We start from the raw sequence: 26,391 nt of genomic DNA, 5'->3' as shown, positions 1-26,391 counted from the left end.
GTGGACTCCCTTGTGGTATCGAAGGTACGGGCGGGAAGGGCTAGGCGGCGTGCGGGGCCAAGAGACCCGTCACGGGCGCCCACTCGGTGGTACGCGTGCCCGAGATGGCCCCGGCGGCCGCGAACGGGTCCTGCCGCAGGATGTCGTTCAGGGCGGCTTCGTCGGCCGCCTTCAGGATGAGCAGCGCGCCCGCACCGTCCCCGTAGGGGCCGCTTGCGAGCAGGGCTCCCTCGCGGGCAAGTTCCGCCGTCCATTCGCGGTGCGCCGGGCGGCTGGCATCGCGGATCTCGGAAGATTCGGCGTCGTACACGTACTCCACAGCAAAAACAGTCATACGGATACACTATCGCCCTGTTTGCCCGGTTCCCATCCAGCGCCCCGGCACAACCTCTCAGCACACTGTCAGCCGAAAACCAGGACCTTGGTGAGTGCGGCGACGCCGGCTGCCCAGAGCATGGAGGTGAGGGTTCCGATGATGAACCGCTCGGCGGCGACCGGGGTGCCCTTCAACTCCGCGAAGCGGCCCAAGCCCTTGATGGCCACGACGTAGGCGATGGCAACGGGCTGCCCGGCGAGGATCGCCAGGCAGACGGCGAACCGCTCCAGGACTCCGATGATGGCGCCGCCCCGGAGTATTCGCGCGCTGCTGACGGAGTCGGCGGCCGGGTCCTGGTTGGCGTCGGCGGTCTGGTCCTGGGTTGCACGGTCTTGTGTTGCATGGTCTTGTGTTGCATCGCCAGTGCCCTGCGCGGCCGCGCCTGGGGAAGCTTCCGCTGCCGCGGGGATTTCCGGATCCGTGGTGGAGTCGGCGGAAGGGTCTTCAGCCGCGCCGGCATCAGGGCCGGGGACGCCGGCGCTGCCGCCGGTCGACTGGCCGTCAAGCGTCCGGTCGTCAATTGTTCGGGCGAGTCGGAACACCAGGGAAGTGACCGGCCAGCCGACAAAGCCGGCGGTGAGCAGTGCCAGCGTGATCCAGAGGGCGTTCACGTGTCTCCTTGTGTGGTGCGGGCCCGGGCTTGCGGATGCCGGAGCTTTGCCTCGCCCGGGTGGCGAGCAGGCCCGCCGTCGTCCGTGCCCGCGATCAGGCTGTCGGCGAGAGCCAGCAACATTTCCGCCGCCGGCCTCGCGGCCCATTCTTCCTGCCAGCCGGAACGCAGCACCGCGCGGCTCACCGACTGCTCCGTGATTCCGAGATTCTGCGCCGCAATTTTTTGGGTTCCGTGGGTGCCGGGCTGTCCGTGCCGCACCGAGCGCAGCATGTCCACCACTTTCCACTGGGCCGGCGTGCGGTCCAGGACCAGCCGGCCAATCAGCCGCAGCACCGCCTCCGCATTGGCGCAGGCAAGCGCCCTGTCCACCCTGTCGAGCCCGTCCAGCCTGTCCAGCTCTTCCAGCCTGTCGAGCCCGTCCGGCCCGTCCGATCCCGTAGCGGCCCCTCCGTTCCGGCGCGCCGGTCCCGTAGCAACCTTCCGGCCGACGCCGCCGGCCACGGCGAGCGGGACGTGTGCGGCCGCGGCCTTGGCCCGGTCCACTGCGGCCCGGGCGGCCACAAAGGCCGGACCTGAGCCTTCCCGCGGGCTGGCGGGCAGCGGCAGGTCCACCTCCCCCACGCCGATCCCGACGTACCAGCGGCCGCTGCGGAGGGCATGCAGTGCGATCTCCACGACCTCGCCGGCACCTTCGACGACGCCCTGGATCTCGTCGCCGACCGAACGCTCAAAATGGCCCGCGGTGGGGAGCTCGGCGGAGAGTGTGCTCAGTTCCGCCAAAAGGGCGGGGACCCGGTCAACGTCCCCCGTGCTCCCGCGTTGGTCGATTGTCAAAACGTACATGGCCCCAGCATAAGAAGGTGATCTTTGATAATCAACCGCTTTCAACTGATTGTTAAAAATCAGCCGCAATAAGCTTATGAATAAGAATCAGCCGAAACCGTCTGGAAACAGTCCCCCGACGCGGATCGCAGCTCCCAGCACAGATCCCGCTACCCGAAGAGGTTGACCGGTTTGACGATGTCCGCATAGATCAGCAGGGCTCCCATGCCCATCAGCAGCACGGCCACCACATAGGTCACCGGGAGCAGCTTGGCGATGTCGAAGGCGCCGGGATCCGGGCGGCCGAACAGCTTGGCGACCTGGCGGCGGGCCCCCTCGTACAGCGCCCCGGCCACGTGGCCGCCGTCGAGCGGCAACAGCGGAATGAGGTTGAACACGGCCAGGGCGAAGTTCAGTCCGGCCAGCAAGCCCACCAAGGCGGCGAAGCGGGACTGCAGCGGAACTTCCTCCATGGCGGCGACCTCGCCGGCCACGCGGCCCACACCCACCACGCTGATGGGGCCGTTGGGGTCCCGGGGTTCCTCGCTGAAAGCCGCCTTGGCGACGCCGGCCACGCGGGCAGGCAGGTTCACGACCACCCCGGCAACCTGCTTGATGTTCTCCCCCGCCATCGGCAAAACGGACGATGCCGGCTGCGGGACAAGTGCCGTCTGGGCGCCGATGCCCAAGAAGCCGACGTCCTGGTACTGGAGCGAACCGTCGGCGTTCTTGGCCTGCCGGCCATCGGCGCCCACCACCGGGCGGGAGGAGAGCACCGGGGTGACGGCAGTGGTGACTGTGGCGCCGTCGCGCGCCACGGTGATGGTGACCTGCTTGTCCGCCGAGGCGCGGATCCAGCCGGTCAGTTCGTCCCAACTGGTGACGGCCTTGCCGTCGAAGGAGGTGATCTTGTCATTCGGCTTGAGACCGGCCGCCGCCGCAGGGGTGAGCTTGCAGTCCGCGGAATTGGGGTCCACGGTCTCGCCGGCCTTGACCTGGCACTTTGAGACATCGGCGATGGTGGTGGTCTGGCTGGCGACCCCGAATCCCATCAGCAGCACCGCGGTTAACGCGACGCCGATCAGCAGGTTCATGGCGGGACCGCCGAGCATGATGATGATCTTCTTCCAGACCGGCAGCCGGTAGAAGACCCGCTTTTCATCTCCCGGGCCGACTTCCTCGTGCGCCAGGGAGCGGGCATCGGAGGCCAGGGACTGGAACATGCCGGTGCTCGACGGGCGGACGGAGCCGTCTTCCCTGTTCGGCGGATACATCCCGATCATGGACACGTAGCCGCCCAGCGGGATGGCCTTGAAGCCGTATTCGGTTTCGCCCCGCTTCCTGGACCAGACGGTGGGTCCAAAGCCGATCATGTACTTGGTTACGCGGACTTTGAACAGCTTGGCCGGCACCAGGTGCCCAACTTCGTGCAGGGCAATGGACACGGCTATGCCGACCGCCACGAAGACGACGCCGAGGATAAAGAGGAGGACGGGGCTCATGCTGTGATCTGCTGCTTCCTGAAAACTGGCAAACTAGACGCTTCTGACGGCTAAACGTTCGTGGGTGCGGGCGCGTGCCCATCTTTCAGCATCCAGCACTGACTCCACCGTCAACCCGGAGGACCCTGAGTGTTCGCTGAGGACGGCTTCGATGGTATCGACGATGTCGGTGAACCGGATCCGCCCGGCATGGAAGGCCATCACGGCTTCCTCGTTCGCGGCGTTGAACACGGCCGGGAAAGTACTGCCCTGTCTGGCGGCATCCTTGGCCAGGCCGACGGCGGGGAACGCCGTGGCGTCCAGCGGTTCGAAAGTCCAGCTGGTGGCTTTGCTCCAGTCGCAGGCTTTAGCCGAGCCGGGGACACGCTCCGGCCAGCCAAGGCCGAGAGCGATGGGCAGGCGCATGTCCGGCGGCGAGGCCTGGGCGATCGTGGATCCGTCGACGAATTGGACCATGGAGTGCACCACTGACTGCGGGTGGACCACGACGTCGATCCTCTCCAGCGGGATGTCGAAGAGCAGGTGCGCCTCGATCACCTCCAGCCCCTTGTTGACCAGGCTCGCGGAGTTGGTAGTGACCATGAGGCCCATGTCCCACGTGGGGTGGGCCAGGGCGTCCTGCGGCGAGACGTCGCGCAGTTCGTCCCGGGTCTTGCCACGGAACGGGCCCCCGGACGCCGTAAGGATCAGCCGGTCCACCTCGGCGGCAGCCCCGGAGCGCAGGCACTGGGCAATCGCCGAATGCTCCGAATCCACAGGGACGATCTGCCCTTCGCGGGCCGCGGCTTTGACCAGCGAGCCGCCGACAATCAGGGACTCCTTGTTGGCCAGGGCCAGCGTGGCTCCGGTTTTGAGGGCTGCCAGGGTCGGCGCAAGCCCGATGGAGCCAGTAATGCCGTTGAGGACGACGTCGGCGTTCACTTCCGCGATCCGGGTGGACGCGTCCGGGCCGGCGATAAGCTCTGGCCGGTACCCGAGCAGGCCCGCCTCGCGGGCGGCGTCCTGGATCATGTCCCGGAGCGCAGAGGTGTCTCCGGCGGCGACGCCGATGGCCTGGGCGCGGGTGTGGACGGCCTGCCGAGCCAGGAGTTCGAGGTTGCCGCCGCCGGCGCTGAGCGCCACAATCTCAAAAAGGTGCGGGGCGCCGTCGACGACGTCAATCGCCTGTGTGCCGATGGAACCGGTGGACCCGAGGAGGACGATCTTGCGCGGCTGCATGATTCAAGTATCCCGCACCGCGGAGGCGGAGCCGTGAAACAGCCGTCAGAGCGCCTTCAAGGCATAGCGGCGTTCCGGCCGTCCGGCGCCGTACTTGAGGCGAACCTCCACCTTCGCTTCGTCGTGCAGGTACTCGAGGTAGCGGCGGGCGCTGACGCGGGAGGTTCCCAGCAGGTCGGCAACCTCCGCGGCCGACAGGTTCGACGCCGCCGAATGCAGCGCCCGGATCACGAGGCTGAGGGTTTCCGCGCTGCAGCCCTTCGGAAGCGGCGGCCGGACGCTATCGGACTTTTCCACCCCAAAGAGCCGGTTGACGTCGGATTGTTCGGCCACCTCCTTGATCGAGTCCAAGCCCTGGTAGGCGCTCCGGTAGTGCTCCAGCCGCTCCTGCAGGTCACCCTGGGAGAACGGCTTGATGAGGTAATGGACAATGCCTCCGCGAAGCGCCCGCCGCACCGTCTCCACCTCCCGTGCCGCGCTGATCACGAACACATCGAGTTCGGGGGCCTCCTCCCGCAGCGCCGCCATGAGTTCGAGCCCATTCGCGTCAGGCAGATGGATGTCCAGGAGGACCAGGTCCGGCTGCAGTTCCCGGGTCTTCAGCATCGCCTCGGCACCGGTGTGGGCAGCGCCGACAACCGTGAAACCGGGCGTGGCCTGGATGAACCCGGCGTGGACCTTCGCGACCATGAAGTCGTCATCGACAATCAGGACCGTGATCATGCGTAAACCTTCCTTTGGGCGAACCTGGCCGTGAACACGGCGCCGCCGTCGTTGTGCACAGTGAGCTGGCCGCCGCGGCGCTGGCACACGACCCGTGAAAGCGCCAGCCCGTAGCCGCGCTCACCCTCGCTGGTTGGGCGCTTGGTGGTGAAGCCCTGGCGGAAAACGGCCTCCAGGTCCGCAGGGGGCACCCCCGGACCGGAGTCCCGGACCGTGACGAGCGGCCCGTCGCCGCCGTCGGTGATCAGAACGTCGACCGTGGGCTCCGGCGTCCCGGTGACGGCGTCCAGGGCGTTGTCCACAAGATTGCCGACGACGGTGGCCAGATCCCGGGAGACGTCCTCGCTTACCCGGCCCAGCCGGGAGGCGGGGGCAAGCTGGAGAACGACGCCGCGTTCAGCGGCGAGGCTGGATTTGGCGATGAGCAGCGCCGCCACCGCAGGGTCCTCGATCCGGCTGGTGACTTCATCGTTGAGCCGGGTCCGGTCAAGGGTGGTGCCGTTGACGAATTGCACGACGGCGTCATACTCACCGATCTGGATCAGACCCGAAATGGTGTGGAGCTGGTTGGCGAACTCGTGGGCCTGGGCGCGGAGGGTATCCGTGGTGGTGCGCGTGGTCCCGAGTTCCCGCTCGAGCGAGGCGAGTTCTGTGCGGTCCCGCAGAGTGGTCACGGAGCCGATGTTCCGTCCGTGTGACAGCATGGGCATCCGGTTAAGGACCACCAGCCGCTCGCCAACAAGCACCAGCCGGTCCGGGCCCGGCTGGTCCCTGGTGAGCACTTCCCGCAGGGCCGGTTCCATGGCCAGGCTGCCGATGTGACGGCCCACGCAGTCCGGCGCCAACCCCAGCAACCGCCGGGCGCTTTCGTTCACGACGGTGATGCGTTCGTGCGGGTCCAGTGCGACCACGCCTTCTTTCAAGCCGTGCAGCATGGCCTCCCGGTTTTCCACGAGCCCGGTAATTTCCGTGGGCTCCATGCCGAGGGTCTGCCGCTTGACCCGGCGCGAGAGGAGCAGCGACCCGGCCACGCCGAGCACGCTGGCAACGCCGAGGTAGGTCAGCAGATTCGGAATGACCTCCCCCAGCCGTTCCCAGGCGGAGGGGTAGTTTCGGCCGATCGACGCGATGCCGATCATACTTCCGGAATCGTCCAGTACGGGAACATGGGCGGAGAGCAGTACGGTGCCGGAGCCGTCCACAACGCCGGTCCACGCCCGGCCCTCCATGACGCGGCTCTCCCCCAGCTCCAGCGGGCGGCCCAGCAAAGAGGGGTCGGACGACGCCACGACGGTGCGGTCCAGCCTGGCGAGGACCACCCGCGATGACCCGGAAACCGTTCTCACCGACTCTGCCACCGACGGCAGCGCCGAGCCGGCCCGCGGCTCGGCCGCGGGAAGCAATGCCCGGACGGCGGGGTTGCCGCCCAGGGCCTCGGCAGCGGACAACGCCCGGCGGCCCTCTATACGTTCGAAGGCAGCCGCTGACTGTGCCAGCGAGATTGCAACCACCCCAACCAGTACGGCCAAGACAATGAGCAACTGCAGAACCAGATACTGTCCTGCGAGGGACATTCCTCTTCGTCGAGTCACGTGCTGTCTTTCGTGTGGTGGTTGCCGGCTTGCGGGAGCGGGTCACGGCGCGTTTGAGGGCACAGTCCGCGGCGGTGCCGTGAACTATACCCCACCGCGCCGTGCCGCTTCGCCTGTAAGGCGGACCATGTCAGGCGGCTGAAACGTGAACGAAATGAACTTAAGTTTCTCTGCGAACACAAGAGTGATCCCCGTCACGTGCGCCCCTAGCATCGAACCACCGGCCAGTCCGCTGGCCGAAAATTGAACATCCTTATTTGAGAAGAGGGAAACATGCGCCAGATCCGCGCATTGCGCATTGCCGCCGTCGCTGCCGGCATCGCACTAATGGCCACCGGCTGCGGTGCCACCGCCAAGAGCACCACCGGAACGGCCAGCACCGGAGCCGCTGCGGGACCCATTACCGGGCTGCAGATCATGGTCCCCAACACCGCCGGCGGAGGGTACGACACCACCGCCCGGGCCGCCGCGAAGGTCCTCGACGACGAGAAGATCGCGAGCAACACCGAGGTGTTCAACCTCGCCGGTGCCGGCGGCACCGTCGGCTTGGCACGCGTCGTAAACGAGAAGGGCAACGGCGACCTGGCCATGCTGATGGGCCTCGGCGTCGTCGGCGCCAGCTACACCAACAAGTCCGGGTCGAAGCTGACGGACACCACTCCCTTGGCCCGGCTCATCGAAGAGCCCGGCGCGATCATGGTCGGCAAGGACTCTCCCTACAAGACCATCGGCGACCTGGTGAAGGCGTGGAAGGCCAACCCCGGATCGATCAGCGTAGGCGGCGGTTCTTCCCCCGGCGGCCCCGATCACCTGCTTCCGATGCAGCTCGCCGGAGCCGTTGGCATTGACGCGACCAAGGTCAACTTCGTTTCTTACGACGGCGGTGGCGATCTGCTTCCGGCCATCCTTGGCAACAAGCTGGGCTTCGCAGCTTCGGGCGCCGGCGAGTACCTGAAGCAGATCGAGTCCGGAGAGGTCCGCGTACTGGCCACGAGTGGCGAGAAGCGCCTCGAAGGCGTTGATGCCCCCACGCTGAAGGAGTCCGGAATTGACCTGATCTTCAGCAACTGGCGCGGCGTGGTGGCCCCTCCCGGCATCAGCGACGCGGACAAGGCTTCCCTGATCGCCGCCCTGGAGAAGATGCACGGCTCGGCCTCCTGGCAGGAAGCCCTCAAGTTGCACAGCTGGACTGATGCCTTCCTCACCGGTGACGAATTCAAGTCCTTCCTCACCGAGCAGGACAAGCGGGTAGCAGACGTTTTGACGAAGCTTGGGCTGGCGTGACGTCCCTGACTTCCAGGCTCAAAGGCCGCTCCGAGCTGGGGGTCGCCCTCCTGCTCGGGGCGGCCGGCGTGCTGGTCCTGTGGGACGCCGCCGGCCTGGTGACCCCCTATTCCAAGTCGGACCCGGTCGGGCCGAAAACGGTCCCCTACATCGTGGCCGGCCTCCTGATCGTCTGCGCCGTGATGCTGGCCATCAACGTGATGCGCGGCGGGCAGGGCGAGGTTGAAGGCGGCGAAGACGTCGACCTGTCCCATCCTGCCGACTGGAAGACCGTGCTCCCCCTCGCCGGCGCTTTCGTTGCCAACATCCTGCTCATCGACTGGACCGGCTGGGTCATCTCCGGAACTGTGCTCTTCTGGGGCAGCGTCTGGGCGCTCGGCAGCCGGCACTATGTCCGCGACGGACTTATCTCCGTTGCCCTGTCACTGCTGACCTTCTACGGCTTCTACCTCGGCCTCGGAATTTCGCTCCCCGCCGGGCTGCTGGAAGGAATCCTCTAAATGGACGTCTTTAGCTCCCTCATGGACGGCTTTGCCACCGCCCTGACTCCCATGAACTTCCTCTACGCCGTGATCGGTGTGGTCCTGGGCACCGCTGTCGGCGTCCTTCCCGGACTGGGCCCGGCGATGACCGTGGCGCTGCTGCTTCCCGTGACGCAAGTCCTGGAGCCCACCAGCGCCTTCATCATGTTCGCCGGCATCTACTACGGCGGCATGTACGGCGGCTCCACCACTTCCATCCTGCTCAACACCCCCGGTGAATCCTCTTCGGTGGTCACGGCCATCGAAGGCCACAAGATGGCCAAGGCCGGCAGAGCGGCCCAGGCCCTGGCCACCGCGGCCATCGGCTCCTTCGTAGCGGGCACCATCGGCACCACACTGCTCGCGGTGTGTGCACCCATTGTGGTCAAGTTCGCCGTCAGCCTGGGATCGCCGAGCTACTTCGCGATCATGATCCTGGCCCTCCTTGCCGTCACTGCGGTGCTGGGCTCCTCCCGGCTGCGCGGCTTTGCCTCGCTGGGGCTGGGCCTGGCGATCGGGCTGGTCGGCATGGACTCCGTCACAGGACAGCGGCGGCTCACCTTTGGCCAGCCGCTGCTCACCGACGGCTTGGACATTGTGGTGGTGGCGGTCGCCATCTTCGCCGTGGGTGAAGCCCTCTGGGTCGCGGCCCACCTGCGCCGGACCCCGGCCAACATCATCCCCGTGGGGCAGCCCTGGATGCGAAAACAGGACTGGAAGCGGTCCTGGAAACCTTGGCTGCGCGGAACCGTGTACGGCTTCCCGTTCGGTGCACTGCCTGCCGGCGGCGCCGAGATCCCGACCTTCCTTTCCTATGTCACGGAAAAGCGCCTCTCCAAGCATCCGGAGGAGTTCGGCAAGGGCGCCATCGAAGGCGTGGCCGGACCGGAGGCCGCGAACAACGCAGCCGCGGCCGGCACCCTGACCCCATTGCTGGCGATGGGGCTGCCTACCAACGCCACCGCGGCCGTGATGCTGGCAGCGTTCACCTCGTACGGCATCCAGCCAGGACCTCAGCTGTTCGAGAGCGAGGGACCGCTGGTGTGGGCGCTGATCGCCAGCCTCTTCATCGGCAACTTCCTGCTCCTGGTCATCAACCTGCCGCTGGCACCCCTGTGGGCCAAGCTTCTGCAACTGCCGCGTCCGTACCTCTATGCCGGAATCCTGTTCTTCGCCACGCTGGGCGCTTACTCGGTGAACCTGCAGGCGTTCGATCTGGTAATCCTGCTGGCGCTCGGCGCCCTCGGGTTCATGATGCGCCGGTTCGGGCTGCCCGTCCTGCCGCTCATCCTGGGCGTGATCCTGGGCCCGCGTGTCGAGGGCCAGCTGCGCAAGACCCTTCAGCTCTTCGGCGGCGACCCCTCCGGTCTCTTGAGCGAGCCGATCGCCGTCGGCATCTACATCATTGTGGCGATCATCCTGGTCTGGCCGCTGCTGCTCAAGCTCTGGCGCCGGTCGCGGCCGCAGGCGGTTCCGGCAGGCACCGCAGGACCGCTGCCGCAGGACGATCAGGCCCAGGCCGGCAGCGACCTCCGGATGGCAGAGGCCGACGGCGGCGCCAACGACGGCAGCGAAATGGCCGAGGCCACAGGAAGCACCAACCAGTCCGTCCACGCACGACGGCGACAGGAGGAACCGTGAGCATCATTGTCGGATACGTTCCCAGCTCCGAGGGTGTGGCCGCGCTTGAAACCGCGATCACCGAGGCCCGGAAGAGCCAGAAGCTTCTGGTGGTGGTCAACTCGTCCCGCGGAGATGCCCTCGTCGACCGGCGCTACGTCCAGGGCGACGACATCGCCGCGGTCGCGGACCGGCTCAAGGCCGAAGGCGTTGAGCACCTGATCCTGCAGCCGGTCCGCGGCAACGGCGCGGCCAGCGAGGTCCTGCAGGCGGCCGACGAGCACCAGGCCGATCTGATCGTGATCGGGCTGCGGAAACGCACCCCCGTGGGGAAGCTCATCATGGGAAGCACGGCCCAGCAGATCCTGCTCGAAGCGGACTGCCCCATCCTCGCCGTCAAGGCGGCACCGCGGAACTAGTCGGTGGCTAACCGAACAGGGAACTAGCGGCGCAGTGAACTAGCGGCGCGGGAACCCCAAGACCCGCCCGCCGGGAAGGCACTTCGCGACAATGTTGAGGAAGCATTGTCGCGAAGTGCCTTTTCGCGTGCTGGCGGAAGCGATCTAGCGGCCGGCGCGGCGCAGTGTCGACTCGGCGTGCTTGAGGATGGGGCCATCGATCATCTTGCCCTGGAACTGGAAGACGCCCGTGCCCGCGGCAGCGGCGGCGTCGAGCAGTTCGGCGGCCGCTGCGACGTCGGCCTCGGAGGGTGCATAGGCTTCCCGGACCACGGCCACCTGGTCCGGGTGGATGCAAGCCTTCGCCGCGAACCCGGATGCCACGGCGTCCCGTGCCTCGGCGGCCAGGCCGTTCAGGTCCGGGATGTTGACGTAGACGGCGTCGATCGCGTCCTTGCCGAAGGCGCCGGCGGCCAGAAGCACGCTGGAGCGGGCGTGGAGGGCCACCGCCCGGTAGTCGCCGTTCTCCGTCCGGCTGGAGGTGCCGCCGAGCGACGCCAGCAGGTCTTCGGCTCCCCACATCAGGGCCACGACGTTGGGCTCGGCGGCGATGGCGGGGGCGTTGAGGACGCCCGCGGCCGTCTCGCAGAGCGCAATGACGCTGTAGCCCTCCAGCTCCTTGAGCTGGTCGGCGTTCTCGGCCTTGGCCAGCATGATGTGCCGGTAGGGCGTGTGCTTGAGGCAGTGCAGGTCCTTCTCGAACTCGTCCGTGCCGGCCGGGTTGACCCGGATGATGGTGCGGCTCGGATCCAGCTCCGGGACGTCGCCGGTGGCACCGAGCTGGGCGAGGATGGCGCCGCGGGCCCGCTGTTTGTCCCCGGGGGCCACAGCGTCCTCGAGGTCCACGATCACGGTGTCGGAGCGTCCGGCAGCTTTTTGGTACCGTTCGGGGCGGTCGGCGGGGCAGAACAGCATTGCGGGACCCATCAGGAAACTCATGTCTCTATTGTCCCCTTTTGCGCCGCTTCCAGCCCGGCAGCGGCGTGGGCCTCGCGTGTCCACATCAGGCAGCTCCGGGCGGCGAGCGCCACGACGTCGCCGTGTTGGTTCCGGCCGGTGTGCTGCATGGTCACGATGCCCTGGCCGGGACGGGAGGAGGAGAGCCGCTTCCCGGTGACCACTGTCTCGGTGTACAGGGTGTCCCCGTGGTAGAGCGGGTGCGGAAAGGACACATCCGTCAGGCCCAGCTGGGCCACGATGGTGCCCTGGGTCAACTGGGGAACGGACTGACCCACCACGGTGGCAAGGGTGAACATCGAATTCATCAACCGCTGGCCGAACGGCTGCCCGGCGCTCCAGGCCGCGTCCAGGTGCAGTGCCTGGGTGTTCATGGTCATGGTGGTGAACAGGACGTTGTCCGTCTCCGTGACGGTCCGGCCGGGCCGGTGGGCATACACCACGCCCTCTTCCAGCTCATCGAAGTAGAGGCCGCGCTGTTCAATCACGCGGGGGCTGCCCGCACTGGTGCCGGTCGACGTCCGCTCTGCGTCCCTCATACGGTCAGTTCCTGGTCTTCTTCGAAGAGTTCGGCTCCGGTGGCTGCCACCACTTCTTCCACGGTCACGTCGGGGGCCAGTTCGCGCAGCACCAGCCGGGAGCGCCCGCCCTCGGTCACGATGTCGATCACGGCGAGGTCGGTGATGATCCGGTCCACGCAGCCCTTCCCGGTCAGCGGCAGCGTGCAGGCATCCACGATTTTGGGCTTGCCGTTGCGGTCCACGTGCTCCATCATCACGATCACCTTCTTGGCACCGAAAACCAGGTCCATCGCGCCGCCCATGCCTTTGACCATCTTGCCGGGGATCATCCAGTTGGCGAGGTCGCCATTGGCGGCGACCTCCATGGCGCCGAGCACAGCAACATCGACGTGGCCGCCGCGGATCATGCCAAAGGAAGCGGCGGAATCAAAGAACGCGGCGCCCTTGTTGACCGTAACGGTTTCCTTGCCGGCGTTGATGAGGTCAGGATCGACCTGGTCCTCGGCCGGGTACGGCCCGACACCGAGGATCCCGTTTTCCGAATGCAGCACCACCTCGACGCCGGCGGGAATGTAGTTCGGGATCAGCGTCGGCATCCCGATCCCCAAGTTGACGTACTGCCCGTTGTGCAGTTCCTGCGCCACGCGCGCGGCGAGTTCGTTCCGGGTCCAGCCCTTGCCTTGGCTGCCGTCAGGATGGACGACGGTGGAGCGCCGGTACTCGTGCCGCACGGCTTCGGGACGGGGCGGAGCGCTCTGGGTGTTGTTCGATTCCACGGCTATGCTCCTGCCTGCGCTGCTGCATCTGCACCCTGCGCCTTTGAAGCTGCGGAGGACACTGCCACCGTCCGCTTTTCAATGCGTTTCTCTCCCTGCGGGGCCAGCACCACGCGCTGGACGAAGATGCCCGGTACGTGGACGTGCTCCGGGTCCAGCTCCCCCGGCTCGACGAGTTCCTCAACCTCGGCAATCGTGATCCGCCCGGCCATGGCGCACAACGGGTTGAAGTTCATGGCGGTGGCGTGGAAAACGAGATTGCCGTGGCGGTCTCCCTTCCAGGCGTGCACAAGGCCGAAGTCGGGGCTCAGCGATTCCTCCAGCACATAGTCCGCGCCGTTGAAGCTGCGGACTTCCTTGGCGGCGGAGGCGACCGCAACGTGGCCCGCGGCGTCGTACTTCTGCGGCAGCCCGCCGTCGGACACCTGGGTTCCGACGCCGGCCGGCGTGTAGAAGGCAGGAATGCCGGCGCCGCCGGCGCGCAGTTTCTCGGCCAGGGTGCCCTGGGGGGTGAGAACCACCTCTAGCTCGCCGGCGAGGTATTGCCGGGCGAATTCCTTGTTCTCCCCCACGTACGAGCTGATGGTGCGGCGGATCCGGCCGTCCTTTAGGAGGATCCCGAGGCCCCAGTCGTCGACTCCGCAGTTGTTGCTCACTGTCTCCAGGTTCCTCGCACCGCCCTGGTGCAGGGCCTCGATCAGGGCCACCGGGATGCCGCACAGCCCGAAGCCGCCGACGGCGAGCGAGGCGCCGTCGTGGATGTCCGCGACAGCAACGGCGGCGCTGGCAACAACTTTGTTGATCATCGGTGATCCTTCCGGCCGGCTACAGTCCCAGTTCGCGGGCGATCAGCATCAGCTGGACCTCCGTGGTGCCCTCCCCGACTTCAAGGATCTTGGAGTCGCGGTAGTGGCGTGCCACGGTGAAGTCGTTGATGAAACCATAGCCGCCGAACACCTGGGTGGCGTCCCGCGCGTTGTCCATGGCTGCCTCGCCTGCGACCATCTTAGCGATGGCCGCTTCGGTCTTGAATGGCTTGCCGGCGAGCATCCGGGCCGCGGCATCGTAGTAGGCCAGGCGGGCCGTGTGGGCGCGGGCGTGCATGCGGGCGATCTTGAAACTGACGGCCTGGTACTTGCCGATGCTCTGGCCGAAGGCGCTGCGTTCCTTGGCGTATTTCACCGATTGGTCCACGCAGCCCTGCGCGGCGCCCACGGCGAGGGCTGCGATCGCGATCCTGCCCTCGTCGAGGATGGAGAGGAAGTTCGCGTAGCCGCGGCCCCGGGTGCCGAGCAGGTTTTCCTCGGGGACGTGGACGTTGTTGAGTGTCAGCGGGTGGGTGTCCGAGGCGTTCCAGCCGACCTTGTTGTAGGCCTTCTCGGCCGTGAAGCCCGGGGTGTTGGTGGGCACGAGGATGGTGGAAATTTCCTTCTTGATGCTGCCGTCCGGGCGCTCCTGCTGGCCGGTTACCGCGGTGACGGTGACAAGCTTGGTGATGTCGGTGCCGGAGTTGGTGATGAATTCCTTGTTGCCATTGATCACCCATTCGCCACCACCCAGCTTGGCCGTGGTCTTGGTGCCTCCGGCGTCCGAGCCTGCCTCCGGTTCGGTGAGGCCGAAGCCGGCGAGCGCCTGGCCGGAGGCCAGCAGCGGCAGCCATTCCTCCTTTTGCGCGGCGTTACCGAAGCGGTGGATCGGCATGGCGCCAAGGGAGACGCCGGCCTCCAGGGTGATGGCGACGGACTGGTCCACCCGGCCGAGCTGTTCCAGGGCCAGGGCCAGGGCGAAGTAGTCCCCGCCCATGCCGCCGAATTCTTCCGGGAACGGCAGGCCAAACAGGCCCATGTCTGCCATCTGGGCGACGATCTCGTAAGGGAAGCTGTGTTCCGCGTCGTGTTTGGTGGAGACCGGGGCCACCACTTCGTCGGCAAATGCGCGGACGGTGTCGCTGAGCTCCTGGTATTCCTCGCTGAGTTCAAAACTGGCCATGGGGGTGACTCCTGTGTCTGGGGTAGTTCTGTGGTTTAGATGTCGAAAAGTGTGGGCTGTGGTCCGCCGGTTTGGTCATGCGGCTGTGGTCATTCGGTTGCGCCCATCGCAATGACGGCTTCCTCCACTGTGTCCTCGGACCTGGAGGACTCCGGCGGGTGGTCCGTGGGGTGGATGGTGGCGAGAATCTGGTCTGCCTTGACGAGGTCCCCGGATCCCACACTGATATGCGCGGTCCCGTCGAGGGGTGCCACGAGCTGGTGCTCCATTTTCATGGCCTCCACCGAGAGCAGCACCTGGCCGGCCTCCACGGTGTCGCCATCGCTGACGGAGACGGACACCACGGTGCCTGGCATGGGCGAGCGGACCGCCGGGTCAGCGGCGCCTTCAATGCGTTCGACGGCGGCCAGCACCCGGGCGAGCCGGGCCTCCCGGGTGAGTACCTCAAGGCGGCAGGACCAGCCCTCGTTGCCGAGGAAGACCTCCGATAGGACGCGGGGATCGGGCTCGAGCCAGCTCTGGGCGGGAGGACCGGTGTGAACGGGGGCCAGTCCATAGCTGGTGACTTCGCCGTTGAGGGTGAGCACCGGACGTTCGCGACCCGTGTACCGCAGGAGGGCCGTGAGCTGCGGCCCTCCGTTCACGTGCACAGTGACCGGTTCCCCCACTGCCGACCGGCTCACCTCCACGGCGGCGACGCCGCCGTCGGAGGTGCCCAAGCTGATCCGTCGCGGAGCCGCGGCACCGATTCGCCAGCTGTCGCGGCGCCGCCACGGGCCCGCCGCAGGTTCATGCTGGAGCTGTTCGTCCGCCTGGTCCAGGGCGTACAAGGCGGCGACAACAAGTTCAGCGTCGCCCGGCTGGCGGAAGGTGAATTCCGCCATCTTCCGCTCGATCAGGCCGGTGTCGAGACGGCCGGCGCGGACATCGACGTCGTTGATTAGCAGGCGCAGGTACTCGACGTTGGTATGGATTCCCAGTGCGGTGTACCCGGCGAGCGCCTCGTCCAGGGTGTCGAGGGCGGCCTTGCGGTCTTCACCCCACGCGATGACCTTGGAGATCATCGGGTCGTAGTTGGAAGAGATCTCCAGGCCGTCCACCAGGGCCGAGTCCACCCGGACGCGGCCCCGGGCTGTTTCGACCTCGTTGCGGGCCGGGGCGCTGGGGCGCGGGGCGGGGCCGGGGATCTCGTCCAGCAGGAGAACTGTTCCCGTCGACGGAAGGAAGTTCTTCTCCGGAACCTCGGCGTAGACACGGGCCTCCACCGAGTGGCCGGTGAGCACGACGTCGTCCTGTTGCACAGTCAATTCCTCGCCGGCGGCGATGCGGACCTGCCATTCAACAAGGTCGATGCCGGTGACCATCTCGGTGACGGGGTGCTCGACCTGCAGCCGGGTGTTCATTTCCATGAAGAAGAACTCGTCGGGTGCGTTGTCCGAGACCAGGAATTCCACGGTGCCGGCGCCGGAGTAGTTGACGCTGCGGGCGGCGTTGCAGGCGGCCTCGCCGAGGCGGGCGCGGATGGCGGCGCCGTCGGGCAGTGATTCCAGCAGTGGTGACGGGGCCTCCTCGATGACCTTCTGGTGCCGCCGTTGCAGCGAGCACTCGCGTTCGCCCAGGTGGATGACGTTGCCGTGGTTGTCCGCGAGGACCTGGACCTCGATGTGGCGGGGCGTGCTGACGAGCCGTTCCAGGAAGAGGGTGTCGTCGCCGAAGGCGCTGGCCGCGACACGTCGGGCGGTGGCCAGCGTGGCTGCCAGGTCCTCGGGCCGTTCGACGCTGTGCATGCCCTTCCCGCCGCCGCCGGCGGAGGGCTTGATCAGCAGCGGGAACCCGACGTCGGCCGCGGCCGCGATCAGCTGAGCGTCCGTCATGCCGGGTTCAGCCACGCCGGGAACCACCGGGACCCCGTAGCCGGCCACATGGTTCTTGGAGCGGATCTTGTCCCCCATGACATTGAGGGCTTCGACGCCGGGGCCGATGAACGTGATTCCGGCCTTTTGGAGGGCGCGGGCGAAGTCGGCGTTCTCGCTCAGGAAGCCGTAGCCCGGGTGCACGGCTTCGGCACCGGTGTCGCGGCAGGCCTGGAGGATGGCCTCGATTTTCAGGTAGCTCTCGGTCGCGGCGGCCGGACCGATCCGTACGGCGACGTCGGCCTCGCGCACGTGGCGGGCGCCGGCGTCGGCGTCGGAATAAACGGCCACCGAACGGATCCCCAGGCTGCGCAGGGTTCGGATCACGCGGCAGGCGATCTCGCCGCGGTTGGCCACCAGGACGGTGCCGAAGAGTGGTTTCGGGGAGGTAGTGGTCATTTCTGGCTCACATCCGGAACAGGCCGAAGGAGGTCTCCGGCAGCGGGGTGCGGGAAACGACGTCGAGCGCCAGTCCCAGGACGGTGCGGGTGTCCGCGGGGTCGATGACGCCGTCGTCCCAGAGGCGCGCCGTGGAATAGTACGGGCTGCCCTGGTCCTCGTACTGCTGCTTGATCGGCGCCTTGAAGGCTTCCTCGTCCGCTGCGGACCATTCCTCGCCGCGGGCCTCGTACTGGTCCCGCTTGACCGTGGCCAGGACACTGGAGGCCTGGTTGCCGCCCATCACCGAGATCCGGGACGCCGGCCACATCCAGAGGAACCGCGGAGAGTAGGCGCGCCCGCACATCGAGTAGTTGCCGGCGCCGAAGGACCCGCCGATCACCACTGTCAGCTTGGGCACCCTGGCCGTGGCGACGGCGGTGACCATTTTGGCGCCGTTCTTGGCGATGCCGCCCTGCTCGTAGTCCTTTCCCACCATAAAGCCGGACAGGTTCTGCAGGAAGAGCAGCGGGATGCCGCGCTGGTCGCACAGCTCAATGAAGTGGGCCCCCTTGAGCGACGACTCGCTGAAGAGCACGCCGTTGTTCGCCACGATGCCCACCGGGTGGCCGTGCAGCTTCGCGAAGCCGGTGACCAGCGTGGTGCCGTAGTTCTTCTTGAACTCGTGGAACCGGCTGCCGTCCACGAGCCGGGCGATGACCTCACGGACGTCGTACTGGGCGTTGACGTCGGTTGGCACGGCGCCGTGGAGCTCGTCCGGGTCCGCCACCGGTTCGACAACCGCGTCGACCTCCCAGGCCGGGGTGGCCGGTTTGGGCAGGGTGGAGACGATGTCGCGGACGATCTGCAGGGCGTGCTCGTCGTTCTCGGCCAGGTGGTCAGTAACCCCGGAGATCTTCGAGTGCACGTCGCCGCCGCCAAGCTCCTCCGCTGTGACGATCTCGCCGATCGCGGCTTTCACAAGCGGCGGGCCGCCCAGGAAGATGGTGCCCTGGTTGCGGACAATGACGGTCTCGTCGCTCATCGCCGGGACGTAAGCGCCGCCGGCCGTGCAGGAGCCCATGACCGAGGCGATCTGGGGGATCTTGGCCGCAGACATCTTCGCCTGGTTGAAAAAGATCCTGCCGAAGTGCTCCCTGTCCGGGAAGACCTCGTCCTGCTTGGGCAGGAACGCCCCGCCAGAGTCCACGAGGTAGATGCAAGGCAACCGGTTCTCCAGTGCGATTTCCTGCGCCCGGAGGTGCTTTTTCACCGTCATCGGATAGTAAGTGCCGCCCTTGACGGTCGCGTCGTTGGAAATCACCAGGACCTGGCGGCCGTGGACCAGCCCTATCCCGGCAATCACCCCCGCGCCCGGGGAGTCATCGTTGTACATGCCGTTGGCGGCCAGCGGCGCGATCTCCAGGAACGGACTGCCGTCGTCGAGCAACTGGTCGATCCGCTCGCGCGGAAGGAGCTTGCCGCGGGCCACGTGCCGTTCCCGGGATTTTTCCGGGCCGCCCAGAGCTGCGGCGGCAAGCCGTTCCCTCAGCTCACAGGCGAGTCCACGCTGGGCCTCGCGGTTCGCGGCATAGGCGGCGCTGGTCGCGTCCACCCGGCTGGCGATTGTCTCCATTGACTGCTTCCGTCCCCTGGCCTGCACCGGGCCGGCCAATTCCGCCGCCCAGCAATTTCGGTTAGTACCGCATAACTGAGATTTAGGTTAGTCTCTATTAACTGTGATGTCCAACACAGGGACTATCTGCAACGAGGGGATGCGCCGGTGACCGAGCCCAGCCTGACCACCCAGACGCCGTCAACCCCGGCCCCCTCCACGCAGCGGAGCCAGGCCAAGGCAAACCGCCGGCGGGCCCTCTTGTCCGCTGCCGCCACGCTGTTCGCACTCCAGGGGTTCAACCGTGTCTCCCTGGAGGACCTGGGGGCCGCGGCCGGCGTCAGCGGGCCCGCCGTCTACCGCCACTTCGCCGGCAAACAGGCGGTCCTGGGTGCCCTGCTGCTCAGCGTCAGCCAGGACCTGCTCGACGGCGGCCGGCGGGTTGTGGCCGAGTCCGACGGCGCCCTGGCGGCACTGGGCGGCCTCGTGGCGTTCCATGTGGACTTCGCCTTGAGCAACCCGGACGTCATCCGGGTCCAGGACCAGGATTTCAGCAACCTTGCCGACGCGGACCAGGACGAGGTCCGCACCCTCCAGCGCAACTACGTTGAACTCTGGGTGGAGGTGCTGGCCGGACTGCACGAGGGCACCGAGGCCGCCGAGCTGCGGATGCGGGCACACGCCACCTTCGGCCTGATCAACTCCACCCCGCATTCGGTGCGCAGCCACGGCCGCCGGATCGGCGTCCGGCGCGCACGGCCGCTGTTGGAGAGCATGGCAATGGCTGCGCTCCTGGCGCCGGCTGCCCCGCCGGAGTAGGTGCCGCCCAAAACTCCCGCCGCCGACGTCGAAATCCCCGTCGAAGTGCCCATGGACGAAAACCCGGAGAGAAAAAGCTGCCGGCCGCTCCCATTTCAAAGGAACGGCCGGCAGTGTTGAGCTCGGGCTAGACCATCGCGAGGACCATGCCCGGGTCGGCCAGCATGGTGCCGAGGTCCTGGAGGAACCGCGATCCCTGTTCGCCGTCCACCAGGCGGTGGTCGAAGGAGAGGCTGAGGGTCATCACTTGGCGCAGCGCGACCTCGTCCTGGTATTCCCACGGCATCTTCCGCACAGCGCCGAGGGCCAGGATGGCGGCCTCGCCCGGATTCAGGATGGGCGTGCCGGCATCAATGCCGAAGACACCGATGTTCGTGATGGAGATCGTGCCGCCGGAGAGGCCCTCCGGGCTCGTCTTGCCCGCCCGGGCGGTGCCCGTCAGTTCCGTCAGCGCGGAAGACAGCTCCCGAAGGGACATCCGGTCCGCGTCCTTGATGTTCGGAACCGTCAGTCCCCGCGGGGTTGCCGCCGCGATGCCCAGGTTCACGTAGTTGAACTGGACGATCTCCTGGTTGGCCTCGTCCCAGCGGGCGTTGAGCGTCGGGTGATTACGCAGGGCGATCAGCACGGCCTTGGACACCAGCGTCAGCGGGGTGAGCTTGTACCCGGCAAACGCCCGGCTGTCCTTCAGCCGTCCCAGCAGCTCCATCGTGGGTGTGACGTCAATGGTCAAGAACTCCGTCACGTGCGGCGCGGTGAAGGCGCTCGCCACCATGGCCGCGGCCGTGAACTTGCGCACTCCCTTGATCGGAATGCGGGTCTCCCGCACCCCGCCGGCCGGCCCGACGGGCTGCACCTGCGGGCCGCCAAGTACCTGCGCACCGGCCAGTTCCTGCGCCGCAGCAGGCAGGTCCCCGCCGCCGACGAAGTTCCGGACGTCGTCGCGGGTAATGAGCCCCCGCTCCCCCGTGCCGGTAACTGCCTCAAGGTCGACGCCGAGATCCTTGGCGAGCTTGCGAACCGGCGGCGTGGACCGCGGACGCTCCGCGGGAGGCGCTGCGGGTTTGGCCACAGCCTCGGACACCGAACTCCCGGCGCGCTCAACAGCTGGCGCGGGCGCAGCCGTGACCGGGGCAGCCGCCGCGGGCGCAGCCGTGACCGGGGCAGCCGCCGGGGCTGCCGCGGTGGATGGGAAGGTGCGCGCGCGGCGGGCGGGCCGGCCGGAGGCTTCGAGCACGGCGCCGTAGCCGACCAGGTTCGGCTCGCGCTTGGCCGTTTCTGCAGCGGGCGCGGAACCGCCGGCGCCGTCGTCGCCCTCAATTTCAAAGGAGACGATCGGCTTTCCGACCTCAACCACGGTGCCGGGCTGTTCGTGCAGGGCCGCCACCACGCCGGCGAACGGCGAGGGCAGCTCGACGACGGCCTTGGCAGTCTCCACCTCGGCGATGATCTGGTTGAGGGTCACGGTGTCCCCCACGGCGACCTTCCAGGCCACGATTTCCGACTCGGTCAGTCCTTCGCCGAGGTCCGGGAGCCTGAATTCCTTGATCATGGTGGCGCTCATCCTTCCAGCCCGCTGAGGGAGTTGGGGCGTCCCAGGGCACGGTCTACGCCGTCGAGAATCCGGTCCAGACCCGGAAGGTGATGCATTTCCAGCTTCGAGTACGGGTACGGAACGTCGAAGCCGGTCACCCGGACGGGGGCCGTCTCGAGGTGGTAGAAGCAGCGTTCGGTGATGCTCGCGGCGACTTCGGCGCCGAGGCCGCCGGACTGAGAGGCTTCGTGCGTGATGACCAGCCTGCCGGTCTTGCGGACCGAGGCTTCCAGGGTGGCGAAGTCCAGCGGCGCCAGCGAGCGCAGGTCGATCACCTCGACCGAGACGCCTTCATCAGCTGCCGCGAGGGCGGCGTCGCGGGCGGTTTTAACGAGCGGACCGTAGGCCACGAGGGTCACGTCCTTGCCCTCGCTGACCACGCGGGCCTTTTCCATGGACAGCGTGCCTGCGAGGTCCATGGACTCGTCCACCTCGCCCTTGTCGTGGTAGCGCCGCTTGGGTTCGAAGAACAGCACGGGATCATCGGACGCGATGGCCTGCTGGATCATGGTGTAGGCGTCCTGGGGGCTGGAGACGCTGATGACGCGCAGCCCCGACGTGTGAGTGAAGTACGCTTCGGGCGATTCGGAGTGGTGTTCCGGGGAACCGATGCCGCCGCCGAACGGGACGCGGATGGTGATGGGCATTTTGACGGCGCCCCGCGTGCGGTAGTGCATCTTGGCGACCTGGCTGACGATCTGGTCGAACGCCGGGTAGATGAACCCGTCGAACTGGATCTCCACAACGGGCCGGTATCCGCGGTAGGCCAGGCCGACGGCGGTGCCCATGATGCCGGATTCCGCCAGCGGTGTATCGACGACGCGGTGCTTCCCGAAGTCTTTCTGCAGGCCGTCGGTGACGCGGAAAACGCCGCCGAGGGCACCGATGTCCTCCCCCATCAGGACTACCTTGGGATCGTTTTCGAGGGACTTGCGCAGGCCCGAATTGATGGCTCGGGCAAAGGTCATCTGCGTCATCAGCGTGCACCTTCTTCAGAAGCGGCTTCTGCGGGATCGCCGAAGGAAGCCAGGTAGCGGGAGTAGTGGTCCTGCTGGCGGTCAAGCCAGGAGTTGGGCGTGCTGTAGACGTGCTTGAAGATATCCAGCGGCTCGGGGTCGGGCATGTTGATGGTGCCGGCGCGCAGTTCCGCAGCCACGGCATCTGCCTTCGCGGCGACGGCGGCTTCAAGGTCCGCCGTCAGCAGCCCCTTGCGGTCCAGGAGGGATTTCAGCCGGGCGATCGGATCCTTGGCGGCCCAGTCCTCGAGTTCGTTGGCATCCCGGTAGCGGGTGGGGTCATCCGCCGTCGTGTGCGGGCCCATCCTGTAGGTCACTGCCTCGATGAAGGTAGGACCGCCGCCCCGCCTCGCGCGGTCCAGGGCGATGCGCGTGGCCGCCATGACGGCGAGGACGTCGTTTCCGTCCACCCGCATGCTGGGAATGCCGAAACCCGCGGCACGGTCTGCCAGCTGGATGTGGGACTGCACGCGGACGGGCTCGGAGATGGCCCAGTGGTTGTTTTGGCAGAAAAAGACGACCGGTACCTGGAAGCTCGCGGCGAAGACCATGGCTTCATTGACGTCGCCTTCGCTCGTTGCACCGTCGCCGAAGTAGGCCACGGCGACGCAGTCGGCGCCGTCGTTCTGGATGCCCATCGCATATCCGGTGGCATGCAGGGACTGCGAGCCGATGATGATCTGCTGGGTGGCCACATTGACGGTGTAGGGGTCCCAGCCGGACGATGCGCTGCCGCGCCAGGCCCGGACGAGGTCCTCGACCTTGACCCCGCGGCAATAGCCGACGCCGTTGTCACGGTAACTGGGGAAAACAAAGTCGTCCTCGCGTAACGCGCGGGCCGAGCCGATCTGGGACGCTTCCTGGCCGAGCAGGGGCGGCCAGAGTGCGAGCTCGCCCTGCCGCTGGAGAGCGGTAGCCTCGGCATCGATCCGGCGGATGACCACCATGTCTTCGTAGAGCGAACCAAGCTGCTCATCGCTGACATCCTGGATCCAAGGATCAAACTCCGGATGGCTGATTCGCTCACCCGCCGGGGTGATGAGCTGGACGAGATCGCCGCCCGTCCGCCGCGTTGAATCTTCACTGTTTCGGGGGCCCCCGGCGGCAATTCCGCCCTTGCCCGCGTCGTCGGTTAACACAGTTGTCCGCACCTTCTGACGTCGTCTGACCGGAACTCGCAGGACTCGTGATCCCGCGGCGCGCCAGCCGCCCGGGCGCCGTTGCCCCGGATAATTGTGACCCTACTCACAATGCTCATTGGGTACAACCGCCAGTAATTATCTTGAGCATTATGCATGCTCTCGACCGTTGGAGCCGTGCTAATCTTGCGCATTATGCAAGCTTTGGATGGCACTGACACCCGCCTACTTTCGGCCATGGCCCGGGACCCCCGGGGGACCGTGGTTGCGCTCGCCCAGAAACTGGGACTGTCGCGAAATACGGTGCAGGCCAGGATGGCCCAACTGGAGAAGAAGCACGTCTTCCTCTCCTTCGAACGACGCATCAACCCCGTGTCCCTCGGCTACCCGCTGATGGCGTTCATCTCCGTCCATGTGCAGCAACAAAAGCTCGGCACCCTGGCCGCGGAGCTTGCCGACATTCCGGAAATCCTTGAGGCCTACGGCCTCACGGGCTCGGCCGATCTGCTCCTGAGGGTGGTGGCGCTCGACGCCGAGGATCTGTTCCGGATCAACGGCAAGATCCTGGCCTGCGACGGCGTGGACCGCACTGACACCGCCCTTGCGATGGGCGAGCTGATCCCGTTCCGGATACAGCCCCTGCTGGAGCGCGGATCCGCCGACGCCTGATCTGCGCGTCCGGTCCCGTGCGGGTGGCTCTGTGTTTATCTGCGGCTTTATCGGCGCTGGTGATCTGTCCGGTCGCCGAGCGCGGCGCTAGGCTGTGTCCGTTGGGTCTCCTCGAGTTCTTGGGTCCGCGCAGGCGGCCCTGCACAACAGGCAGTGGCTGTCTGGACTGCCGGAAAGGCTTGAACCGTGAGCAGTCCTGAGGAACCGCGCCGCCCGGCCCCGCCCCAGCCAGGGCACGAGCCTGCATCCGGCCACCCGCTCCCCGGGGAGCCGCCCACTCCCTACTATGCGGCCCCGGCCGGGCCTCCCACCTACGGCGCCCCGCCCTACGGCGCCCAGCCCACCAACGGCGCCCCGCCCTACGGGCCGCCGTCGGGGCCGCCGTCCTACGGGCCGCCGTCCTACGGGCCGCCGTCCTACGGGCCGCCTTACTACGTGTTCCCTGGCCAGCCACCGCCAAAGAAGAGCCGCAAGGCGTTGTGGATCGTCCTGGGGGTCGTCGGCGGTGTCCTCCTGCTGGCGGCCGCCGGCGTCGCGATCCTGGTCAGCCTGGTGGGCGGCGCCACCAACCGGGCCCGGGGCCTGTCGGATGAGTTCACCAGACTGATCGTTGCCGGCGACGTCAACACTGCCTATGAGAATTACCTGGACCCGGCCCTCATGCAGAAGTTGTCCCGGGAGGAGTTTGCCGCCGGGGTGCAGAGCCTGAGGCTGGACGGCAGCTGTAAACCTACCTACTCCAGCGTCAAGGTCAATTCGAGCAACGGCGCCAACGCCGCCGAGATCGCCGGATTCATCGAGTGTTCCACCAAGCGGGTGGAGCTGGCCTACCGCTTTGAGGGCCGCGATGAGCTGAAGATGGTGAATATCCGCTTGCGGCCGGAGGGCTGACCCTGGAAAGTCTCCGAGCGGCGCCCATCCACAGCCGCGAAGGGTCCGAATCGCCTACAGAGAGTCCCGCCCGGGGGCTCCCACCCCGGCCGACCAGCAAGTCGGCCCGTAGAAAGGATTCGGAACCATGCGCACATCACCGAACCGTTTGATCGCCACCGTCTTCGGAGCCGTCTACCTGCTTGTCGGCCTCCTTGGCTTTGTGGTCACCTCCGGCGTCGGCTTTGCCGCCACCGAAGGCTCCAACCTGATCATCTTCGAGGTGAACCCTCTGCATAACGTCATCCACCTGGCCATCGGCGCAGCCTTGCTCTACGCGGGCCTTAAGGGCGTGGCCACCGCCAAGGCCATCAACACCGCTGTGGGTGCCGTGTATCTGCTCGTGGGCATCATCGGGCTCTTCCTGCTCAGCTCGCCGCTGAACATCATCGCCCTCAACGGTCCGGACAACGTCCTGCACCTTGCCAGCGCCGTACTGCTGCTGGGCGTCGGGCTCTCCATGGACAAGGCCGTGGCTCCTGCCCGCGCCTAGGCCGAGGCCTAGGACAATTCTGTTCAGCAGGTGGTTCTGGCCAGCAGTTAGTTCTGCTCAGCAGTCAGCTCACGGCGCCTAACAGCGTCACTAGTGAAGGCAAAGGATGGTCGAGATGCGGTCAGTTCCCCGGCACAGGCCTGGCAGCACGACGGCGGACGGCGGCGGGGCGGCAGCCGGCAGCGCTTGGGCGCACGGCGGTACGGCTTCCGGCGGTGCGGCTTCCGGCGGTACGCCTTCCGGCGGTACGGTCTCCAGCAGTACTAAGGCCGCCGCCGTCGGGCTATTTGCCGGCTTCGCCGGGTTCGGCGCCGGCGCGGTAAATCTGGCGATCTCAGCGAGCCTGCTCCTGCCACCGGCGGCAGGAGCGGGCGCCCCGCCGGCTGGCGGCCTCGCCGCTGCGGGAGCCGTCGCCGGGATCTGGGGTCTAGCCGTCCTTGCGTGGACGGTCCTGACGCTGCGCCGGGGACAGCTGATGCGGACCGGTCCGACCACGGCACTGCTGGCGGCGGCGGCACTCGTGCATGCCGTCGCGGCGGCCGGAGGGCAATCGATGAGCAGCGGGTCGCTCGTGGTGAGCCACCTTGCGGCCTTGCTTCTGACCCTCATGATCCTGGCGGCCGCAGGCTGGCTGCGCCGCCACGGCTCCGGCGCGGGCACGGCTCCGGGAGGCGCGGACACAGCCAGTCTTCGGCCCGGACGGCTCCTGCTCGCCGCGTTTGGCTGCGCAGTTCTGGTGGCCGCAGTGGCCACACCCGGCCTGGCGGCCTCAACCGCGGGCCACTTCGCGGTCCCCCATGGCAGCCACGGGGCCCCTGCCTCGGGCCACCACGGCGGATAGGCGCACCCCGCC

At 67.2% G+C, this 26,391-nt stretch carries 26 protein-coding genes; 9 read left to right on the top strand and 17 right to left on the bottom strand.

Annotated features, from left to right (window positions below; all coding sequences use genetic code 11):
• Window positions 1–40: 40 nt before the first annotated feature.
• From BM372_RS15790 to BM372_RS15760, 7 genes are all read right to left on the bottom strand, one after another.
• On the bottom strand, window positions 41–334 hold the full coding sequence (locus BM372_RS15790; RefSeq protein WP_090956404.1) for a YciI family protein: 294 nt from the start codon (window positions 332–334) through the stop codon (window positions 41–43).
• A 68-nt stretch (window positions 335–402) separates the two neighbouring features.
• A complete protein-coding gene (locus BM372_RS15785; protein ID WP_090956403.1) occupies window positions 403–987 on the bottom strand; it encodes a hypothetical protein in 585 nt (194 codons plus the stop codon).
• Window positions 984–1,832 (bottom strand): MarR family transcriptional regulator, encoded by an 849-nt coding sequence (locus BM372_RS15780; RefSeq protein WP_256214330.1) that lies wholly within the window; start codon window positions 1,830–1,832, stop codon window positions 984–986. The genes BM372_RS15785 and BM372_RS15780 overlap by 4 nt, the downstream gene beginning before the upstream one ends.
• Window positions 1,833–1,981: 149 nt before the next feature.
• Entirely contained in the window at window positions 1,982–3,313 is a 1,332-nt protein-coding gene (locus tag BM372_RS15775; RefSeq protein WP_090956402.1) for a M50 family metallopeptidase, read from the bottom strand.
• A gap of 33 nt (window positions 3,314–3,346) precedes the next feature.
• A complete protein-coding gene (gene dxr / locus BM372_RS15770) occupies window positions 3,347–4,531 on the bottom strand; it encodes a 1-deoxy-D-xylulose-5-phosphate reductoisomerase (RefSeq protein WP_090956401.1) in 1,185 nt (394 codons plus the stop codon).
• A gap of 45 nt (window positions 4,532–4,576) precedes the next feature.
• Window positions 4,577–5,254, bottom strand: coding sequence for a response regulator (locus tag BM372_RS15765; protein WP_090956400.1), 678 nt, complete (start codon window positions 5,252–5,254; stop codon window positions 4,577–4,579).
• Window positions 5,251–6,828 (bottom strand): sensor histidine kinase, encoded by a 1,578-nt coding sequence (locus tag BM372_RS15760; protein ID WP_090956399.1) that lies wholly within the window; start codon window positions 6,826–6,828, stop codon window positions 5,251–5,253. The genes BM372_RS15765 and BM372_RS15760 overlap by 4 nt, the downstream gene beginning before the upstream one ends.
• Before the next feature lie 291 nt (window positions 6,829–7,119).
• Between BM372_RS15760 and BM372_RS15755 the strand changes: the two genes are divergently transcribed.
• The 4 genes from BM372_RS15755 to BM372_RS15740 are packed head-to-tail and all read left to right on the top strand — an operon-like array spanning window position 7,120 to window position 10,690.
• On the top strand, window positions 7,120–8,130 hold the full coding sequence (locus tag BM372_RS15755) for a Bug family tripartite tricarboxylate transporter substrate binding protein (protein ID WP_090956398.1): 1,011 nt from the start codon (window positions 7,120–7,122) through the stop codon (window positions 8,128–8,130).
• Window positions 8,127–8,630 carry a tripartite tricarboxylate transporter TctB family protein gene (locus tag BM372_RS15750; RefSeq protein WP_090956397.1) on the top strand — a complete coding sequence of 168 codons (504 nt, stop codon included), beginning with the start codon at window positions 8,127–8,129 and terminating at the stop codon, window positions 8,628–8,630. Before BM372_RS15755 ends, BM372_RS15750 begins: the two co-directional genes overlap by 4 nt.
• The gene (locus tag BM372_RS15745) at window positions 8,631–10,292 is read left to right on the top strand and encodes a tripartite tricarboxylate transporter permease (protein WP_256214327.1); all 1,662 of its coding nucleotides are present in this window, start codon (window positions 8,631–8,633) and stop codon (window positions 10,290–10,292) included.
• Window positions 10,289–10,690 carry a universal stress protein gene (locus tag BM372_RS15740; protein ID WP_090956396.1) on the top strand — a complete coding sequence of 134 codons (402 nt, stop codon included), beginning with the start codon at window positions 10,289–10,291 and terminating at the stop codon, window positions 10,688–10,690. The genes BM372_RS15745 and BM372_RS15740 overlap by 4 nt, the downstream gene beginning before the upstream one ends.
• Before the next feature lie 144 nt (window positions 10,691–10,834).
• Here BM372_RS15740 and BM372_RS15735 read toward each other — a convergent pair whose 3' ends face one another.
• From BM372_RS15735 to BM372_RS15705, 7 genes are all read right to left on the bottom strand, one after another.
• On the bottom strand, window positions 10,835–11,668 hold the full coding sequence (locus tag BM372_RS15735; protein ID WP_090956395.1) for an HpcH/HpaI aldolase/citrate lyase family protein: 834 nt from the start codon (window positions 11,666–11,668) through the stop codon (window positions 10,835–10,837).
• Window positions 11,665–12,225, bottom strand: coding sequence for a MaoC family dehydratase (locus BM372_RS15730; protein ID WP_090956394.1), 561 nt, complete (start codon window positions 12,223–12,225; stop codon window positions 11,665–11,667). Before BM372_RS15730 ends, BM372_RS15735 begins: the two co-directional genes overlap by 4 nt.
• Window positions 12,222–12,983, bottom strand: coding sequence for a CoA transferase subunit B (locus tag BM372_RS15725; RefSeq protein WP_090956393.1), 762 nt, complete (start codon window positions 12,981–12,983; stop codon window positions 12,222–12,224). The genes BM372_RS15730 and BM372_RS15725 overlap by 4 nt, the downstream gene beginning before the upstream one ends.
• 2 nt (window positions 12,984–12,985) lie before the next feature.
• Window positions 12,986–13,789, bottom strand: a complete 804-nt coding sequence (locus BM372_RS15720; RefSeq protein ID WP_090956392.1) for a CoA transferase subunit A — start codon at window positions 13,787–13,789, stop codon at window positions 12,986–12,988.
• Window positions 13,790–13,808: 19 nt separating this feature from the next.
• On the bottom strand, window positions 13,809–14,972 hold the full coding sequence (locus BM372_RS15715; protein WP_090956391.1) for an acyl-CoA dehydrogenase family protein: 1,164 nt from the start codon (window positions 14,970–14,972) through the stop codon (window positions 13,809–13,811).
• Between the two features lie 89 nt (window positions 14,973–15,061).
• A complete protein-coding gene (locus tag BM372_RS15710; protein ID WP_090956390.1) occupies window positions 15,062–17,284 on the bottom strand; it encodes an ATP-binding protein in 2,223 nt (740 codons plus the stop codon).
• Window positions 17,285–17,291: 7 nt separating this feature from the next.
• Window positions 17,292–18,899, bottom strand: a complete 1,608-nt coding sequence (locus tag BM372_RS15705) for a carboxyl transferase domain-containing protein (protein ID WP_090956389.1) — start codon at window positions 18,897–18,899, stop codon at window positions 17,292–17,294.
• Window positions 18,900–19,046: 147 nt separating this feature from the next.
• On the opposite strand from BM372_RS15705, the gene BM372_RS15700 reads away from it, so the two are divergent.
• Window positions 19,047–19,697 carry an SACE_7040 family transcriptional regulator gene (locus BM372_RS15700; protein WP_090956388.1) on the top strand — a complete coding sequence of 217 codons (651 nt, stop codon included), beginning with the start codon at window positions 19,047–19,049 and terminating at the stop codon, window positions 19,695–19,697.
• A gap of 127 nt (window positions 19,698–19,824) precedes the next feature.
• On the opposite strand, the gene BM372_RS15695 is transcribed toward BM372_RS15700, so the two are convergent.
• The 3 genes from BM372_RS15695 to pdhA are packed head-to-tail and all read right to left on the bottom strand — an operon-like array spanning window position 19,825 to window position 23,446.
• A complete protein-coding gene (locus tag BM372_RS15695; protein WP_090956387.1) occupies window positions 19,825–21,261 on the bottom strand; it encodes a dihydrolipoamide acetyltransferase family protein in 1,437 nt (478 codons plus the stop codon).
• The gene (locus BM372_RS15690; protein WP_090956386.1) at window positions 21,258–22,268 is read right to left on the bottom strand and encodes an alpha-ketoacid dehydrogenase subunit beta; all 1,011 of its coding nucleotides are present in this window, start codon (window positions 22,266–22,268) and stop codon (window positions 21,258–21,260) included. Before BM372_RS15690 ends, BM372_RS15695 begins: the two co-directional genes overlap by 4 nt.
• The gene (pdhA, locus tag BM372_RS15685) at window positions 22,268–23,446 is read right to left on the bottom strand and encodes a pyruvate dehydrogenase (acetyl-transferring) E1 component subunit alpha (protein WP_090956385.1); all 1,179 of its coding nucleotides are present in this window, start codon (window positions 23,444–23,446) and stop codon (window positions 22,268–22,270) included. Before pdhA ends, BM372_RS15690 begins: the two co-directional genes overlap by 1 nt.
• A 195-nt stretch (window positions 23,447–23,641) precedes the next feature.
• Here pdhA and BM372_RS15680 point away from each other — a divergent pair, with 195 nt between their 5' ends.
• The 4 genes from BM372_RS15680 to BM372_RS21105 all read left to right on the top strand — a co-directional run bounded on the left by BM372_RS15680 (window position 23,642) and on the right by BM372_RS21105 (window position 26,379).
• The gene (locus BM372_RS15680) at window positions 23,642–24,115 is read left to right on the top strand and encodes an Lrp/AsnC family transcriptional regulator (RefSeq protein WP_090956384.1); all 474 of its coding nucleotides are present in this window, start codon (window positions 23,642–23,644) and stop codon (window positions 24,113–24,115) included.
• Between the two features lie 186 nt (window positions 24,116–24,301).
• Window positions 24,302–25,006, top strand: coding sequence for a hypothetical protein (locus tag BM372_RS21110; protein ID WP_256214324.1), 705 nt, complete (start codon window positions 24,302–24,304; stop codon window positions 25,004–25,006).
• A 127-nt stretch (window positions 25,007–25,133) separates the two neighbouring features.
• Window positions 25,134–25,538 (top strand): DUF4383 domain-containing protein, encoded by a 405-nt coding sequence (locus BM372_RS15670; protein ID WP_090956383.1) that lies wholly within the window; start codon window positions 25,134–25,136, stop codon window positions 25,536–25,538.
• A gap of 115 nt (window positions 25,539–25,653) precedes the next feature.
• Window positions 25,654–26,379 carry a hypothetical protein gene (locus BM372_RS21105; protein ID WP_256214323.1) on the top strand — a complete coding sequence of 242 codons (726 nt, stop codon included), beginning with the start codon at window positions 25,654–25,656 and terminating at the stop codon, window positions 26,377–26,379.
• The last annotated feature ends 12 nt before the right edge of the window (window positions 26,380–26,391 follow it).

This window comes from Arthrobacter sp. ov118, assembly GCF_900116495.1.
Lineage (GTDB): Bacteria > Actinomycetota > Actinomycetes > Actinomycetales > Micrococcaceae > Arthrobacter.
The sequence above is the reverse complement of the archived record's forward strand: the minus strand, read 5'-3'. Positions and strand labels throughout refer to the sequence as shown.